Consider the following 14777-nt stretch of genomic DNA (forward strand, 5'->3'; position numbering starts at 1 on the left):
GCGGTATACTTGATCGCCGGACCACAAATCAATGGCTCCGGGGCTAGTGCCTCGCCGCTCGCAGCCTATGCGACGGGAGAGGTCGCCAATTTCCGCGCTGCCGCGACGCCCGCGCCTGCTCCCGAGCTTGAATTCCATGACGGGGAGGGCAAGACCGTCCGCCTGTCCGACTTCAGGGGAAAGACGGTTCTCCTGAACCTCTGGGCGACCTGGTGCGTGCCTTGCCGGGAGGAAATGCCGGCCCTCAATGCGCTTGAAGAGGCGCTGGGCAGCGACAAGTTTCAGGTTCTGGCGCTCAGCGTCGACAAGGACGGGCTGGAGCTTGCCCGGGCCTTTCTGAAAGAGGTCAAGGCCGACCATCTCGCCCTTTATAACGACCCTCATTCGCGCGCGAACTTCACCATGAAGGGTTACGGGCTGCCGACCACTGTCCTGATCGGGCCGGAGGGTCAGGAGCTTGGCCGTCTCATCGGCCCGGCGGAATGGCATGCGCCGGAGGCAAAGGCGCTGATCGAGGCGGCGCTCAAACTTTCCGCGCGCTGATCGAATAGGCGACGGGAAGGCGGGGTGCGCCTTTCGGGGCCTCGAAGAAGTCGGGGCCGGTGCGCTCCATGCCCGGAATGCCCGGCCAGACGAGCCTGTCATGCTCATGCAGGAAGTCGATGCGCAATCCCGCTTGCGCCAGCGCCGTGACCACCTCGCCCAGCGTGTGCTGCCATTCGTTCGAGACGTGATGGCTCAGCGAGACGGAGGGGTCAGCATAGTCGCGCGGATCGTCCCAGTGTTGCGGGCCTTCAAGGAAATAGGAACGCACGACATGGAGATTGTCGAGGTAGCGCTCCTTCGTGTCTTCAAGCGTCCATATGATCGGATGGCCTTCGGCAATGTAGAAGCGCCCGCCCGGTTTCAGGCATCTGGCAATCGTCTGTGCCCAGGCGGTGATGTCGGGAAGCCAGACCAGTACGCCCCAGCTCGTGAAGATCATGTCGAAATCGGTGCCCGCAATCTCCGGCGCCTGTTCGACGCGGCCTTCGACAAAGCGTGCCTCGACGCCTGTTTCATCCGCGAGGTGGCGCGCGGCCGCAATCGCCTTGGATGAAAAGTCGAGGCCCGTCGCGCGGGCGCCAAGCCTTGCGAGAGAGAGCGTATCGAGCCCGAAATGGCATTGCAGGTGGAGAAGCTTCAGGCCTGCCACATCGCCGATTTCGGAAAGCACCAACGGGTCGAGGCTTGTCTCGCCGCGCTTGAATTCGGCGACGCGGTAGAAATCCGATTTCACATGAATATCGACGACCTCGTCCCAGCGGGCGCGGTTCTGTTCGATGGGGTCTGGCGCTTGTTTATCGGCAGGCATGGCGGCGCTTCCTTGATCGCTCCGCGGACGTTGCGAAGCTGAACAGACGGACGCTCAGCCTTACCCGTTCAATTTCAACGCGCAATCATCATTGCGCCGAGCATCTGGGTGATTTCGTGATTGCCCGTCGTGAGTGGGCAGGCGACGGCGTGCCAGACGATGTAGGGGCGCGCGGAGCTCGACATTCTTCCGGTGGCGAATACCGGCCCGCGGCTCTGGCAGGCGCGTTGATGAACTTCCAGCCAGCGGCCTTGCACGAGGGAGGCCTTTGTCGGCGGATTGCAGTTCTTGCCGAATTCGGAAAGGAATTTGCCGGTTCGTTCCTCGCCCACAAGCTCGACCAGCGCGGTTCCGAAGATGCGGACACGAAAATCCGCGCCGCCATTCGTGACTTCGCAAATGGTGATATGGGGGAGAAGCGGCACGATTTCGGAGGGCTGGATGTCTGCCCTGTCGGCGAGGGGGCGGGCGCCGCGTTTCTGTTCCCAATAGGCCGCGAGGGCCGCGATCCCGGGATGCTCGGGCGCGTCCAGAAATTTGAGGTCGTCTTCTGCGAGACCGGTCGTATCGAAATCTCGATGCATCGCACGCCTGCATTGTTCCCGCCGCATTTCTCATGCGACGGCCTGCATTGTCGTGGAAATGAGTTAATGAAGTCTCGGTAGCGCTATTTCACGTTGACCGGAATCATCATGCCGATAATCTGGCTGATTTCAGCGGTGCCGGCGGTCAGCGGGGCGAACATGCCGTGATAGACCATATAGGCGCGCTCGGCCGACACGGTCGGCGACTTGAAGAATAGCGATTCGCCGCCCGCTATCGTCATCTGGCAGATTTTCAGCCAGCGTGAGCGCAGTTCCACCGGGTCTGTCGGAATTCTGTATGATTGCCCGAATTGCGATACGAGCTGGCCCGTGCGCTCCTCGCGCAGCAGTTCGACGAGCGCCGTTCCGAAGACGCGGACGCGGAAATCCTCGCCCTGATCTATGACATCCAGAATGACGAGATGCGGCAGGAAGCTCAGGATTTCGGCCGGATTGATGTCGCTGCGGTCGGCAAGCGGGCGGGTTGCGCGTTTCCTGTCGATATAGGCAGCAAATTGCGCGAGGCGCGGATGTTCGGGCGCATCGAGAAATACCGGCTTCTCAGGCGGCGTTGACGCCTCTTTCGACAGCGCCACTTCGTCCAGACTCATACAACTTCCCCACCTGAGGCCCCCGCAGGGGCCTGTTTGCGGGCAAGTTTGACACGAGGTGGTTAACGGAAATTATCTATAGCGGCGAATTTGGGAGCATTTTTGCAGGGTTATCGCGTGGGCACAGGCTTGTCGCCGCGATAGTCGTAAAAGCCGCGCTGCGTCTTGCGGCCGAGCCAGCCGGCTTCGACATATTTCACGAGGAGCGGGCAGGGGCGATATTTCGAATCCGACAGGCCGTCATGCAGCACCTGCATGATCGAAAGGCATGTATCGAGGCCGATGAAGTCCGCCAGTTGCAGCGGGCCCATCGGATGGTTGGCGCCAAGGCGCATGGCCTTGTCGATGCTTTCAACCGAGCCGACGCCTTCATACAGCGTGTAGACCGCTTCATTGATCATCGGCAGCAGGATGCGGTTGACGATGAAGGCGGGGAAATCTTCGGCATTGGCGATCTGCTTGCCGAGCTTCTTGGCGAGATCGCGCACGGAATCGAAAGTATCGTCGTCGGTCGCGATGCCGCGCACCAGTTCGACGAGTTCCATGACCGGCACGGGGTTCATGAAGTGAACGCCGATGAACTTCTCGGGGCGATCGGTGGATGCCGCAAGCCTTGTGATCGAGATCGAGGAAGTATTGGTCGCGATCAGCGCGTCTTCGCGCAGGTGCGGGCAGAGATCGGCGAAAATCTTGCGTTTGATGGCTTCGTTCTCGGTCGCCGATTCGATGACGAGATCGGTCGCCTCGAAAGCGTCGAGCCCTTCGGCGATGCCGATGCGGTCGAGAGCCGCGTCGCGCTCTGCAGCGCTGATGCGTCCACTGCCGACCTGGCGCGTCATGTTGCCGTTGATGGTCGCAAGGCCCGCCTGAATGCGTTCGACGGAGACGTCGTGCAGCAGAACGTCATAGCCAGCGAGAGCGCAAACATGCGCGATACCGTTGCCCATTTGACCGGCGCCGATAACGCCGACCTTGCGAATGTTCATAACCTTCACCCAAGCCTCATGCGGAAGATTTTCCGCGCATCGCTACAATAGCCCATCATGCCTCAGAGACAAAAACGGCGCTGCAGGATCATTTCCGCAGCGCCGTTTTCTATATTGCCATTCCCATAGGGCGGGCGGTCTTAAAGACCGGCTTTTTCGAGCTCTTTGTCGAGTTCGGGAATCGCCGTGAAGAGATCCGCGACAAGGCCGTAATCCGCGACCTGGAAGATCGGGGCTTCTTCGTCCTTGTTGATCGCGACGATGACCTTGCTGTCCTTCATGCCCGCGAGATGCTGGATCGCGCCGGAGATGCCGACGGCGATGTACAGATCAGGCGCGACGACCTTGCCGGTCTGACCGACCTGGTAGTCGTTCGGCACGAAGCCCGCATCGACGGCAGCGCGCGAAGCGCCGACGGCGGCGTTGAGACGGTCGGCGATCTTTTCCAGCATGTGGAAATTGTCGCCCGACTGCATGCCGCGACCACCGGAGATGATGATCTTGGCAGAGGTCAGTTCCGGACGATCCGACTTCGTCAGATTTTCGCTGACCCAGTCGGAGAGACCCGGATTGGCGGCGGTCGCAATCTTTTCGATGGCGGCGGAACCACCCTGACCGGCGGCCGCGAAGGCCGTGGTGCGGACAGTGATGACCTTCTTCGCATCGGTCGACTTCACCGTCTGGATCGCGTTGCCGGCATAGATCGGACGCTTGAAGGTGTCCGGTCCGTCGACTTCCTGAATTTCGGAAATCTGGGCGACGTCGAGCAGGGCGGCGACACGCGGCATGAAGTTCTTGCCGATCGTGGTGGCTGCCGAAACGATCGCGTCATAGGAACCGGCAAGGCCGACCACGAGGGCGGCAAGCGGTTCTGCGATCTGGTGGGCATAAAGCGCGTCGTCGGCGACAAGCACCTTCTTCACGCCGTCGATCTTGGCAGCGGCTGCGGCCACTGCGTCGAGGTTCTGTCCGGCGACGAGCACATGGACATCGGCGCCGAGCTTTGCGGCGGCGGTGACGGTCTTGGCGGTCGCGTCGTTGAGCTTTTCGTTGTTGTGCTCAGCAATTACCAGCGTGGTCATCCGATCACTCCCGCTTCCTTGAGCTTGCCAACAAGCTGCTCAACCGATTCAACCTTGATACCAGCCTGACGAACCGGCGGCTCGGTCACTTTCAGGACCTGAAGACGCGCCTTGACGTCGACGCCATAGTCGGCGGGCGTCTTCTCTTCGATCGGCTTCTTCTTCGCCTTCATGATGTTGGGCAGCGAAGCGTAGCGCGGCTCGTTGAGGCGCAGGTCGGTGGTGACGATCGAGGGCAGGTTCAGCTTCAGCGTCTGAAGGCCGCCGTCGATTTCGCGCGTGAGGAGCAGCTTGTCGCCTTCGAATTCGAGCTTCGAGGCGAAGGTGCCCTGCGACCAGCCGAGAAGGGCCGAAAGCATCTGGCCCGTCTGGTTGCAATCGTCGTCGATTGCCTGCTTGCCGAGAATGGCGAGCTCGGGCTTTTCAGCCTCGATGATCGCTTTCAGAATCTTGGCGACGTTGAGGGGTTCAACCGTTTCGTCGGTCTTCACGAGGATGCCGCGATCGGCACCCATGGCGAGTGCTGTGCGGATCGTTTCGGTGGCTTGCGCCGGTCCGATCGATACGACGACGATTTCGGTGGCTTTGCCAGCTTCCTTCAGACGAACCGCCTCTTCAATGGCGATTTCGTCGAACGGGTTCATGGACATTTTGACATTGGCGAGGTCGACACCGGTCTGATCCGACTTAACCCGGATCTTCACGTTGTAATCAACCACCCGCTTAATCGGGACGAGGACTTTCATCGAGGTGAGCTCCCTGCGCGGCGTTTTTTGGCTCTAACTTGGGCCTAAAACGCCGATCTGGTGTTGTTTTGGCCCTTGTTGCGGTGCGGCAACCTAGAACCGACATAGGCCCCTGTCAACGAATTGGGCGCAGCGGCCCGATGATGAGACATGCGGTCGCGGCAGAGGCAAAAAGCCTAGTATTTTTCTGCATTTGAGCGGGTGTCAGCGGTTCGCGCCCGGCACCCATAGAACGTCGCCCGGACCCTTGCCGTCCGGTGCCCAGTTTGCGTAGCGCGCGGCCACAAAAAAGAAGTCGGAGAGGCGATTGATGTATTTGAGCGCCGGTTCGCTGACGAGGCCGGGTTCGGCCTCGGCCAGTGCCGTCATCAGCCGTTCGGCGCGGCGGCTGACAGTGCGGGCGAGGTGGAGATGGGCGGCGGCGGGCCGTCCGCCCGGCAGCACGAAGGAGCGAAGCGGCGCCAGATGGGCGTTCAATTCGTCGATTTCGCGCTCAAGCCGCGTCGCCTGCACCTCGGCGATGCGCAGGGGTTCGTAGCCGAGTTCTTCCCGGGTCTTGCCGGGCGTTGCCAGATCGGCGCCGAGATCGAAGAGGTCGTTCTGGATGCGCGCCAGCATCGCGTCGAGGGCCGCGTCGTCGCTCGTGTGGAGCCGGGCAAGGCCGACGGTCGCATTCGTCTCGTCGACCGTGCCGTAGCTCTCGATCCTGAGTGCGTGCTTGGCCACACGGTCGCCGGTCGCCAGAGCCGTTGTGCCCTTGTCGCCTGTGCGTGTGTAGATCTTGTTCAGCGTGACCATGGCGGCATTCAGGCTTTCACGAAGGGCAGCATGCGCTTCAGCACGTTGTCGCGACGAACGAAGTGATGATAGAGCGCGGCGACGATATGCAATCCGATCAGCGTGGCGATCAGATAGGCGTTGATGGCGTGCAGGGTTTCGCCAAGATTGTGCAGCGGCGCGTTCGGCGCGATCTGGAGACCGAAGAGACCGAAGGGCTTCAGATTGCCCTTTGAGGTCGTGGTCAGCAGCAGGCCGAGAAGCGGTTGCAGGATAACGAAGAAATAAAGGCCGTGATGGGTGGCCTTGGAGGCGATCACCTGCCAGCGCGGCAGGTCGGCGGGGAGTGCCGGGGCCGGATGGCCGATACGCCAGGCTAGGCGCGAGGCCATGAGGATCAGAATGATGAGGCCGATACCGGCGTGAAGCTGCATGACGGTGAGACGTTCATCGCGCGGCAGGTCTTCGGCGGTCCAGCCGCCGTAAAGCATCAATGCGATGAGGACGACGATCACCCAATGGAATGACTTGGCGATGCCGCTATAGGACTGTTGCATATCCGCTCCCGGAATTTCTGTGGTCATTGGAGACTCGCCCGACCAGCCGTGTCGATCAAGTCCCGCAGGTTTCAAACAGGCTCAGGGTTTCGCCCAGGACTTGCGCCAGGCGGCAATGGCCTCGCCGATTTCATGCGGGCTGTCTTCCTGCAGGAAGTGATTGCCCTTTACCGTTACCTCGGTCTGGTTTTTCCAGCTTCGGCAGAATTCGCGCTGTGCGCCGATCAGGATCGCGCCGGGATCGGCATTGATGAAGAGCTTGGGGATGCCGCTCGTCGCCATCCAGTCGGCATAGGACTGCACGATCTCGACGACATCGGCGGGCTCGCCATCAAGCGGGATCTGTCTTGGCCAGCTCAATGTGGGGCGTCTGTTCTCGCCCGCTTCCAGGAAGGGGCGGCGATAGACGTTCATTTCCTCTTCCGTCAGCTTGCGCAGGATCGAGCCCGGCAGCACCGCTTCGATGAAGAGGTTCTTCTCAAGGATCATCTTCTCACCCTCGGGCGAGCGGAAGCCTTCGAATATGCGCCGTGCGTTCGGGTTCCATTCGTCCCAGGTCAAGGGGCGGACGATGGCTTCCATATAGGCGATGCCGGCCACCGCATTGCGGTTGCGGTTCGCCCAGTCGAAGCCGAGCGCGGAGCCCCAGTCATGGATCACCAGCGTCACGTTCTTCTTGACGCCGACGGCTTCCAGAAAGGCATCAAGAAAGCGGCGATGCTCGCGATAGGTGTAGCGCTCGGGGCCTGATGGTTCGAGCTTGTCGCTATCGCCCATGCCGATGAGGTCGGGCGCGATGCAGCGTCCCTGATCGGCTAGATGCGGCATCACATTGCGCCAGAGATAGGACGAGGTCGGGTTTCCGTGCAGGAAGACAATTGGATCGCCTTCGCCCATTTCGACATAGGCCATTTCGCGCCCGGAAATGTTGCAGGTCTTCTTGGGATGCTCGACTGGTGAGATGGCGGTCATAGTCGATCCTTCTGAATTCGCGCATGGTCATGCCTGAGCTTCAAGGATAACCGGCAATTGCCCCGCAAGGCTCCAATAAAAAGGGGCGCCCGCGAGAGCGCCCCTGAATTGCGGCCAGCCCCGATGGCTCAGAAAGTGAAGCCGTAGCGGACGCCGATATCGGTCAGGCCGGGATTGGGCGAGCAAAGGCTGGCACTCGACATGTGGTCGAGGGTCAGCATGATGCTTGAATTTGCCGTGACGTGATAACCCAGCGAAGCGTTCTCATGGAACATGACGCGGCAGCCGAGGTCGAGCTTGCTGGCCGTCTGGTGGCTCGTCTCGCCATTGTGAATGGCGCCGCCGAAGCTGCCTTCGATGAAGAAGGCGTCGGTGAAATAGTAGGCCCAGGTCAGGCCCGTATAGGCGATGCTGGTGCCGTTGCCGGTATTGATGTTCGCGCCGATATGCGGCCGCGGCGAGCCTGCCCATGCGAGCCAGGAGGGCGAGCTGACGAGGAACTCGGCGTTGATGTCGGGGTTGCTCGTCTCGTGGCGTGTGGCAAACAGATTTGTGTTGTGGTCGTAGATGCCGATACGGAATTCATTGCCGGGCGCTTCGGCGGCCAGTGCCGTGCCGGAAAGCCCCAGCAGGGCGGTTGCTGCTGCCGCGGCGAGTGTCAGCTTGCTTTTGAACAAGATTATCCCCTCTTGAGTATCATTCCGGCGCTGTCTTGCACGAGACCATGGCAGGCGCACAAAATCCAGCGTCTGGCGGCGTTCCCTTCCGCCCGATTCGAAATTTAGCAGGACTGATGCAGTTTTGTCGTCGGTTTCGTTTGCGACCGGTTGTCAGCCCACGTCGCTAGCGAGACGCCATATAGAGAGCCGCCATCAGGAGCACGACGGCGATGAATTGCAGGCCCACGCGCCAGCGCATCAGCGATTGCGACCGCGAGGCTGAACCGCCCCGCATCATGTTGAGCAGGCCGAACAGCAGCACAATGGCGACGGTGGCCATCACGACAGGCCCGAGATAGTCGATGAATTTTTCCATACGCCTTCTCTAATCTATCTATTTCTCGGTGAAAGCGGCGAATTGACGCTTTTACGTCGAATCTGAGGGTCAGTTGCCGCCTTCGAGCAAGCGCCGGGCAATGACCTGGGCCTGAATTTCGGCGGCGCCTTCGAAGATGTTCAGGATACGGGCGTCGCAAAGCACCCGGCTGATCTTGTATTCCAGCGCAAAGCCGTTGCCGCCGTGAATCTGGAGCGCATTGTCGGCAGCCGCCCAGGCGATGCGGGCGGCGAGAAGCTTTGCCATGCCTGCCTCAAGGTCGCAGCGGCGACCGCCATCTTTTTCGCGGGCGGCGTGATAGGTGAGCTGGCGGGCGATCATGATCTCGACGGCCATCATCACCAGCTTTCCCGACACGCGGGGGAAGTTGAAGATCGGCTGGCCGAACTGGATGCGCTCCTGCGCGTAGGCGAGGCCGAGTTCCAGCGCCGACTGGGCGACGCCGATGGCGCGGGCCGCCGTCTGGATGCGGGCGCTCTCAAAGGTCTGCATCAACTGCTTGAAGCCCTGACCTTCGACCTGACCCAGCAGGTTTTCGGATTTCACTTCGAAATTGTCGAAGCCGATCTCGAATTCCTTCATGCCGCGATAGCCAAGGACTTCGATCTCGCCGCCGGTCATGCCTTCAGCGGGGAAGGGGTTTTCGTCGTCGCCACGGGGCTTTTCAGCCAGCAGCATCGAGAGGCCCTTATAGCCCGGCTCGTCGCTGGTGCGGCAGAGAAGCGTCATCACATCCGCGCGCGCGGCATGGGTGATCCATGTCTTGTTGCCCGTTATCTTGTAGACGTCGCCGTCGAGCTTGCCGCGCGTTTTCAGGCTGGCAAGGTCGGAGCCGGTATTGGGCTCGGTGAAAACGGCGGTCGGCAAAATCTCGCCCGAGGCGATCTTCGGCAGCCATTTCGTCTTCTGCTCGGGCGTGCCGCCGCCGAGGATAAGCTCGGCTGCGATTTCAGAACGTGTGCCGAGCGAACCGACGCCGATATAGCCGCGGCTCAATTCTTCGGAAACGACGCACATCGATTCCTTGCCGAGGCCGAGGCCGCCGAACTCTTCGGGGATCGTCAGGCCGAAGACGCCAAGCTCTGCCATCTGGTCGATGACGGAAAGCGGGATGTAGTCGTCCTTCAAATGCCAGTCATGCGCGTAAGGCACGACTTCGGCATCGGCGAAGCGGCGCATCTGTTCGCGGATCTGCTCATAGGTGTCTTCAAGCCCGGCATCGCCGAATGTTGCCGTGCCTGCTTTTTCCGCAATGAGTTCGGCAAGGCGCGCGCGCACCAGCGAGGTGTTGCCGGCGCGGATCAGGCGGCTGACTTCGACAGTGAAATAGGCGGCTTCGTCGCTTTCGCTGAGGCCCAGATCCTGCGGGCGCACGATCTCGCCCTGGCTCATCGGGATGCCGCTGCCAAGCTGCCCCAGATATTCGCCAAAACCCGCCTGCACGATCAGCTTTTCGATCTCGCCGAGGCGGCCTTCGCCTTCCATGCGCTTTGCATAGGCCAGAAGCTCGCGGAGCGCCTCCACATAGGTCGCCATCCAGGCAAGGCCGTGCGCCGCATATTGTTCGCGCTCCAGCAGGGCGGGCGAGATGCGACCGTCCTTGCTCACCTTCTGCGCGACCGAGATTTTCGCGCGGCCCAGCAGCGCTTCGGCAGCGGCCAGCGCCTTGGCGGCCAGCGGCAGGAAGCCCTCAAGAACGAGATTGTGATGGGCGGGGGTACGCGGTGTATCGGCAACGCTCATGGGGTGCTCTCGACAACTTGGCAGATGGGGGCGGGCGCCGAACGACGCCGACACGATGGTTCGTGCGCTCCGCCCTATATAGACCGAAGCATGGCGAGCGACCAGTCAGAGTGCCATGGATCGAAGCTGCGCCATGTCGCCGCTCAGAGGCCTGCGCCGGCATTGCCCTCAATCGTGAGAGGGATTTTCAGGTACCGTTTTCCATTTTCCTCGGCTGGCGGGATGTGCCCGGCGCGAATATTGACCTGAATGGAGGGGAGCAGCAGAACCGGCGTGGCAAGCGTTGCGTCGCGGGCTTCGCGCATCGCGACGAATTGCTCTTCGCCGATATCCTCGCGGATATGCACGTTATGGGCGCGCTGTTCGGCCACGGTCGTTTCCCAGGCGTAGGTGTCGCGTTCCGGCACCTTGTAGTCGTGGCACATGAAAAGCCGCGTTTCGGGCGGGAGCGCGAGCAGCTTGCGGATCGAGCGATAAAGCGTGCGGGCATTGCCGCCGGGAAAATCGGTGCGCGCGGTTCCATAGTCCGGCATGAAAAGCGTGTCGCCGACAAAGACCGTGTCGCCGAGCTTGTAGGAAATGCAGGCAGGCGTATGGCCGGGCGTTGCCAGCACCTCGATGGCGAGATTGCCGAGGTTGAATGTCTCCCCATCCTTGAAGAGCACATCGAACTCGCGGCCATCGACCGGCGCAGGGTTCTGGTTGAAGAGCGGCCCGAAGATCCTTTGCACGTCGCCTATATTGGCGCCGATGCCGATGCGCGCGCCTGTTTTGGCCTTCAGGTATTGGGCGGAGGAGAGATGGTCGGCATGGGCATGGGTTTCGAGAATCCAGACGATCCTCGCACCCGCGTCATCTGCCGCTGAGAGCATCCGGTCGGCGCTCACGGTTTCGATCTTGCCCGAGCGGGGATCGAAGTCGAGTACGGGGTCGATGATCGCCGCTTCGTGCGTTGCGGGATCGGTGACGAGATAGCTCACCGTATTCGTCGCCTCGTCGAAAAAGGCTCTGATTTCTGGCGCTGCACTGCTGTCCATGGCCGGGCTCCTGAAGGTTCATGCCGATCGGTTCTTGACATATATATTAGAGATTACTAAATTAGCAATGTCTAATATTAGGTATAGCCATGAGAATGATGAAGAGCGATATGACGAGCCTTGCGGCCAGCGCGGGCGATGCCGCGCGCATGCTGCGGTTGCTGGCAAACGAGAAGCGGCTTCTCATTCTGTGCACTCTGGCCGCGAGAGGAGAGGTCAATGTTTCCGACCTCGCCAATGAGGTCGAGCTTGGCATGTCGGCGCTTTCCCAGCACCTCGCCAAATTGCGCGATGACGGGATCGTCGAGGCGCGCAAGGAATCGCAGACGGTTTTCTATCGCGTGAGCGATCCCGACGCCGCGAAAATTCTCGGAGTTCTGAAGGATATTTATTGCCCGTAATCGGCCCTCGCCGTTTTGCGGCATATCAAGGAGCGGAGAAATGACATTGAAAACCCTGTCGCCCGCAGAGGTGAAAGTGCTGAAGGATCGCGGCGCTGTCATCGTCGATATCCGCGAGCCGGACGAGTTCGCACGCGAACATATTCCCGGTGCGAAAAACGCGCCTCTGTCGAAGGCCGGTGGCGCTGTCGCGACGCATGAAGGCGAAGTTGTCGTCTATCACTGCAAGTCCGGCATGCGCACGCAAGCCAATGCGGCAAGGCTCGCCTCCATCGCGAAATGCGAAGCCTATATTCTCGAAGGCGGGCTTGATGGCTGGAAGAAGGCGGGGCTTCCCGTCGCGGTCGATGCCAGCCAGCCGATAGACATCATGCGGCAGGTGCAGATCTCGGCGGGTTCGCTGGTCGTGATTGGCGTCATTCTCGGCGCGGGTCTGCATCCGGCCTTTTATGCGCTGTCGGCCTTTGTCGGCATCGGGCTTGTGACTGCCGGTGTCACCGGCTTTTGCGGCATGGCGCGGTTTCTCGCGCTGATGCCATGGAACAGGCGTTCAGCCGCGTAGAGAGACACAGACATGCCGCTCGCCGATCTTCTTGCGCTTGCTTCCGGCGGCCTTGTCGGCCTGACGCTCGGGCTCATCGGCGGCGGCGGTTCGATCCTTGCCGTGCCGCTGCTGATCTATGTCGTCGGCATTTCCTCGACGCATGTCGCAATCGGTACGAGCGCGGTGGCCGTTGCAGCGAATGCGTTGGCGGGCGTTTTTCTCCATGCACGCGCGAAAACGGTCAAATGGCCTTGCGCGCTTGTCTTTGCTGCATCCGGCGTCCTCGGCGCCTTTGCGGGCGCGCGGCTCGGCAAGGCGGTTGACGGGCAATTGCTGCTATCGCTGTTCGGACTTGTGATGATCGTCATCGGCGTTTCGATGTTGCTGCGCCGGAGCGACGGCGGCAATCCCGATGTTCGCCTCGATCAGGCGTCGGCGCGCGACCTGCTGCCCTCGCTTGTCGGTTACGGACTTGCCGTTGGTGTGTTGTCGGGATTTTTCGGCATCGGCGGCGGGTTTCTCATCGTGCCCGGTCTTATCGGCGCAACGAACATGCCGATCCTTTATGCCGTCGGCTCGTCGCTCGTGTCGGTGGCGGCTTTCGGTTTTGCCACGGCATCAAGCTATGCGCTGTCGGGCCTTGTCGACTGGCATGTCGCGGCGCTTGTACTTGGCGGCGGCATCGTCGGCGCGCTTGCCGGAACGATGCTTGCGCGCAGGCTGGCTGCGCGCAAGCAGATGCTCGTTCAGGTATTTGCCGCCATTGTCATTCTGGTCGGGCTTTATGTGAGCGGGCGCGGCATCGCCGCGCTGCTCTAGCTGTTGCCCGCTTCGATCGCGTCTTCGTAGCTGCGCAGGCCGGGGCGTTTTGCCGACACCAGCACGGCCATGTTGCCGGGCAGATGCTCGTTCCGCCACATCTTCATATGCGCCTTGGGAATGTCGTTCCACGAGAAGACTTCCGAAAGGCCGGGGTCGATGCGGCGTTCGATGACGAGCTGGTTTGCGGCGGACGCCTGCTTCAGATGCGCGAAGTGCGAGCCCTGAATGCGCTTCTGACGCATCCAGACGAAGCGCGCGTCGAAGGTGATGTTGAAGCCTGAAGTGCCGGCGCAGAAAACGACCATGCCGCCGCGCTTGGCGACCATGCAGGAGACGGGGAAGGTCGCCTCGCCGGGATGCTCGAAAACGATATCGGGGTCGATGCCCTTGCCGGTGATGTCCCAGATCGCCTTGCCGAATTTGCGCGCTTCTTTCATGAAGTCGTTGAACTCGGCCGAATTCACTTTCGGGAGCTGGCCCCAGCAATCGAAGTTCTTGCGGTTGATGACGCCCTTGGCGCCGAGCGACATCACATAGTCGCGCTTGCTCTCATCCGAGATGACGCCGATGGCATGTGCGCCAGCGGTTGCGCAAAGCTGCACGGCAAAGCTGCCGAGGCCGCCGCTCGCGCCCCAGACCAGCACGTTCTGTCCCGGTTCCAACGTATGCGGACGATGTCCGAAGAGCATGCGATAGGCGGTGGCGAGCGTCAGCGTGTAGCAGGCGCTTTCTTCCCATGTCAGGTGCTTCGGGCGCGGCATCAATTGCTGGCTCTGCACGCGGGCGAATTGGGCGAAGGAGCCGTCGGGCGTTTCATAGCCCCAGATGCGCTGCGAGGGCGAGAGCATCGGATCGCCGCCGTTGCATTCCTCGTCGTCGTGGTCGTCCTGATTGCAATGGATGACAACCTCGTCGCCGACCTTCCAGCGCGTCACCCTCGAGCCGACCGCATAGACGATGCCCGCGGCGTCGGAGCCTGCAATGTGGTAGGGCACCTTATGCACGTCGAAGACGGAAATGGGCGTGCCGAGCGCCGCCCAGACGCCGTTGTAGTTGACGCCGGCGGCCATCACGAGAACGAGCACGTCGTGGCTGTCGAGTTCCCATGTCGGCACGACCTCGACCTGCATCGCCTGCTCAGGCGGGCCCTGGCGTTCGCGGCGAATGGCCCATGCATACATATTGGCCGGGACATGGCCCAGCGGCGGAATTTCGCCGACCTCATAGAGATCCTTCAGGGGCGCGCCCGCGGCGGCGGTCGTATTCTTGTTCGTTGTCATTGCTTACCTCAACCCTTTGCAGGGGATGCCTGCGGGCCTTTTTGGGGCTGGATTTGCGGCTTCTTCCCTCCCGGAAGGTTCCGCGGTGCCCTGGTCAGTGATGTGCTCGTCCTCCCGACCGATTGGCCAGATCATTAGCGCAGGCCATGCCGGAAGCAAGGATTTTTTGCGGTGCAACAAAAGATCAACTAGGCGCGGACGCGAGGTAAATTCATCCTTTTTCGC

General features: G+C 61.2%; 18 protein-coding genes. 4 read left to right on the forward strand and 14 right to left on the reverse strand.

The window, feature by feature from the left end:
• Positions 1-9 precede the first annotated feature (9 nt).
• Positions 10-543, forward strand: coding sequence for a TlpA disulfide reductase family protein (locus WA943_RS13930; protein ID WP_424470491.1), 534 nt, complete (start codon positions 10-12; stop codon positions 541-543).
• Here the strand turns inward: WA943_RS13930 and WA943_RS13935 are convergent.
• The 13 genes from WA943_RS13935 to WA943_RS13995 form a co-directional block, all read right to left on the reverse strand.
• Entirely contained in the window at positions 524-1354 is an 831-nt protein-coding gene (locus WA943_RS13935) for a class I SAM-dependent methyltransferase (RefSeq protein WP_424470492.1), read from the reverse strand. The two genes, WA943_RS13930 and WA943_RS13935, sit on opposite strands and share 20 nt — an antisense overlap.
• Positions 1355-1428: 74 nt before the next feature.
• Positions 1429-1938 carry a PAS domain-containing protein gene (locus tag WA943_RS13940; protein ID WP_424470493.1) on the reverse strand — a complete coding sequence of 170 codons (510 nt, stop codon included), beginning with the start codon at positions 1936-1938 and terminating at the stop codon, positions 1429-1431.
• 83 nt (positions 1939-2021) lie between these two features.
• Complete coding sequence (locus WA943_RS13945) at positions 2022-2549, reverse strand: PAS domain-containing protein (protein ID WP_424470494.1); 528 nt, start codon at positions 2547-2549, stop codon at positions 2022-2024.
• Between the two features lie 110 nt (positions 2550-2659).
• Entirely contained in the window at positions 2660-3535 is an 876-nt protein-coding gene (locus tag WA943_RS13950) for a 3-hydroxybutyryl-CoA dehydrogenase (protein ID WP_424470495.1), read from the reverse strand.
• A gap of 140 nt (positions 3536-3675) precedes the next feature.
• Positions 3676-4617: an electron transfer flavoprotein subunit alpha/FixB family protein gene (locus WA943_RS13955; protein WP_424470496.1), complete on the reverse strand. Its 942-nt coding sequence runs from the start codon at positions 4615-4617 to the stop codon at positions 3676-3678.
• Entirely contained in the window at positions 4614-5363 is a 750-nt protein-coding gene (locus WA943_RS13960) for an electron transfer flavoprotein subunit beta/FixA family protein (protein WP_424470497.1), read from the reverse strand. The genes WA943_RS13955 and WA943_RS13960 overlap by 4 nt, the downstream gene beginning before the upstream one ends.
• Positions 5364-5567: 204 nt before the next feature.
• Complete coding sequence (locus WA943_RS13965) at positions 5568-6161, reverse strand: cob(I)yrinic acid a,c-diamide adenosyltransferase (RefSeq protein WP_424470498.1); 594 nt, start codon at positions 6159-6161, stop codon at positions 5568-5570.
• 8 nt (positions 6162-6169) lie between these two features.
• A complete protein-coding gene (locus tag WA943_RS13970; RefSeq protein ID WP_424470499.1) occupies positions 6170-6697 on the reverse strand; it encodes a cytochrome b in 528 nt (175 codons plus the stop codon).
• Positions 6698-6778: 81 nt separating this feature from the next.
• Positions 6779-7669, reverse strand: a complete 891-nt coding sequence (locus WA943_RS13975; RefSeq protein WP_424470500.1) for a haloalkane dehalogenase — start codon at positions 7667-7669, stop codon at positions 6779-6781.
• A 128-nt stretch (positions 7670-7797) separates the two neighbouring features.
• Positions 7798-8346 (reverse strand): acyloxyacyl hydrolase, encoded by a 549-nt coding sequence (locus WA943_RS13980; protein WP_424470501.1) that lies wholly within the window; start codon positions 8344-8346, stop codon positions 7798-7800.
• A gap of 166 nt (positions 8347-8512) precedes the next feature.
• On the reverse strand, positions 8513-8704 hold the full coding sequence (locus WA943_RS13985) for a twin transmembrane helix small protein (RefSeq protein ID WP_424470502.1): 192 nt from the start codon (positions 8702-8704) through the stop codon (positions 8513-8515).
• 69 nt (positions 8705-8773) lie between these two features.
• Positions 8774-10468: an acyl-CoA dehydrogenase family protein gene (locus tag WA943_RS13990; protein ID WP_424470503.1), complete on the reverse strand. Its 1695-nt coding sequence runs from the start codon at positions 10466-10468 to the stop codon at positions 8774-8776.
• A 143-nt stretch (positions 10469-10611) separates the two neighbouring features.
• The gene (locus tag WA943_RS13995; RefSeq protein WP_424470504.1) at positions 10612-11505 is read right to left on the reverse strand and encodes an MBL fold metallo-hydrolase; all 894 of its coding nucleotides are present in this window, start codon (positions 11503-11505) and stop codon (positions 10612-10614) included.
• Between the two features lie 89 nt (positions 11506-11594).
• Here WA943_RS13995 and WA943_RS14000 point away from each other — a divergent pair, with 89 nt between their 5' ends.
• Genes WA943_RS14000 through WA943_RS14010 form a run of 3 tightly spaced genes read left to right on the forward strand, consistent with a single transcriptional unit; the run spans position 11595 to position 13269 of the window.
• The gene (locus WA943_RS14000; RefSeq protein WP_424470505.1) at positions 11595-11906 is read left to right on the forward strand and encodes an ArsR/SmtB family transcription factor; all 312 of its coding nucleotides are present in this window, start codon (positions 11595-11597) and stop codon (positions 11904-11906) included.
• Positions 11907-11946: 40 nt separating this feature from the next.
• The gene (locus WA943_RS14005) at positions 11947-12468 is read left to right on the forward strand and encodes a rhodanese family protein (RefSeq protein WP_424470506.1); all 522 of its coding nucleotides are present in this window, start codon (positions 11947-11949) and stop codon (positions 12466-12468) included.
• A gap of 12 nt (positions 12469-12480) precedes the next feature.
• Positions 12481-13269 (forward strand): sulfite exporter TauE/SafE family protein, encoded by a 789-nt coding sequence (locus tag WA943_RS14010; RefSeq protein WP_424470507.1) that lies wholly within the window; start codon positions 12481-12483, stop codon positions 13267-13269.
• Here the strand turns inward: WA943_RS14010 and ccrA are convergent.
• Positions 13266-14552: a crotonyl-CoA carboxylase/reductase gene (ccrA, locus tag WA943_RS14015; RefSeq protein ID WP_424470508.1), complete on the reverse strand. Its 1287-nt coding sequence runs from the start codon at positions 14550-14552 to the stop codon at positions 13266-13268. The two genes, WA943_RS14010 and ccrA, sit on opposite strands and share 4 nt — an antisense overlap.
• Positions 14553-14777 lie beyond the last annotated feature (225 nt).

Origin of the sequence: Parvibaculum sp., from assembly GCF_049651025.1 — a bacterium.
Classification (GTDB): domain Bacteria; phylum Pseudomonadota; class Alphaproteobacteria; order Parvibaculales; family Parvibaculaceae; genus Parvibaculum.

Coding starts and splice junctions, on each gene's coding strand:
- WA943_RS14010 (WP_424470507.1), top strand. CDS start 12,481: ATGCCGCTCGCCGATCTTCTTGCGCTTGCTTCCGGCGGCCTTGTCGGC.
- WA943_RS14000 (WP_424470505.1), top strand. CDS start 11,595: ATGAGAATGATGAAGAGCGATATGACGAGCCTTGCGGCCAGCGCGGGC.
- WA943_RS13940 (WP_424470493.1), bottom strand. CDS start 1,938: ATGCATCGAGATTTCGATACGACCGGTCTCGCAGAAGACGACCTCAAA.
- WA943_RS13935 (WP_424470492.1), bottom strand. CDS start 1,354: ATGCCTGCCGATAAACAAGCGCCAGACCCCATCGAACAGAACCGCGCC.
- WA943_RS13965 (WP_424470498.1), bottom strand. CDS start 6,161: ATGGTCACGCTGAACAAGATCTACACACGCACAGGCGACAAGGGCACA.
- WA943_RS14005 (WP_424470506.1), top strand. CDS start 11,947: ATGACATTGAAAACCCTGTCGCCCGCAGAGGTGAAAGTGCTGAAGGAT.
- WA943_RS13960 (WP_424470497.1), bottom strand. CDS start 5,363: ATGAAAGTCCTCGTCCCGATTAAGCGGGTGGTTGATTACAACGTGAAG.
- WA943_RS13975 (WP_424470500.1), bottom strand. CDS start 7,669: ATGACCGCCATCTCACCAGTCGAGCATCCCAAGAAGACCTGCAACATT.
- WA943_RS13945 (WP_424470494.1), bottom strand. CDS start 2,549: ATGAGTCTGGACGAAGTGGCGCTGTCGAAAGAGGCGTCAACGCCGCCT.
- WA943_RS13985 (WP_424470502.1), bottom strand. CDS start 8,704: ATGGAAAAATTCATCGACTATCTCGGGCCTGTCGTGATGGCCACCGTC.
- WA943_RS13950 (WP_424470495.1), bottom strand. CDS start 3,535: ATGAACATTCGCAAGGTCGGCGTTATCGGCGCCGGTCAAATGGGCAAC.
- WA943_RS13995 (WP_424470504.1), bottom strand. CDS start 11,505: ATGGACAGCAGTGCAGCGCCAGAAATCAGAGCCTTTTTCGACGAGGCG.
- ccrA (WP_424470508.1), bottom strand. CDS start 14,552: ATGACAACGAACAAGAATACGACCGCCGCCGCGGGCGCGCCCCTGAAG.
- WA943_RS13970 (WP_424470499.1), bottom strand. CDS start 6,697: ATGCAACAGTCCTATAGCGGCATCGCCAAGTCATTCCATTGGGTGATC.
- WA943_RS13955 (WP_424470496.1), bottom strand. CDS start 4,617: ATGACCACGCTGGTAATTGCTGAGCACAACAACGAAAAGCTCAACGAC.
- WA943_RS13990 (WP_424470503.1), bottom strand. CDS start 10,468: ATGAGCGTTGCCGATACACCGCGTACCCCCGCCCATCACAATCTCGTT.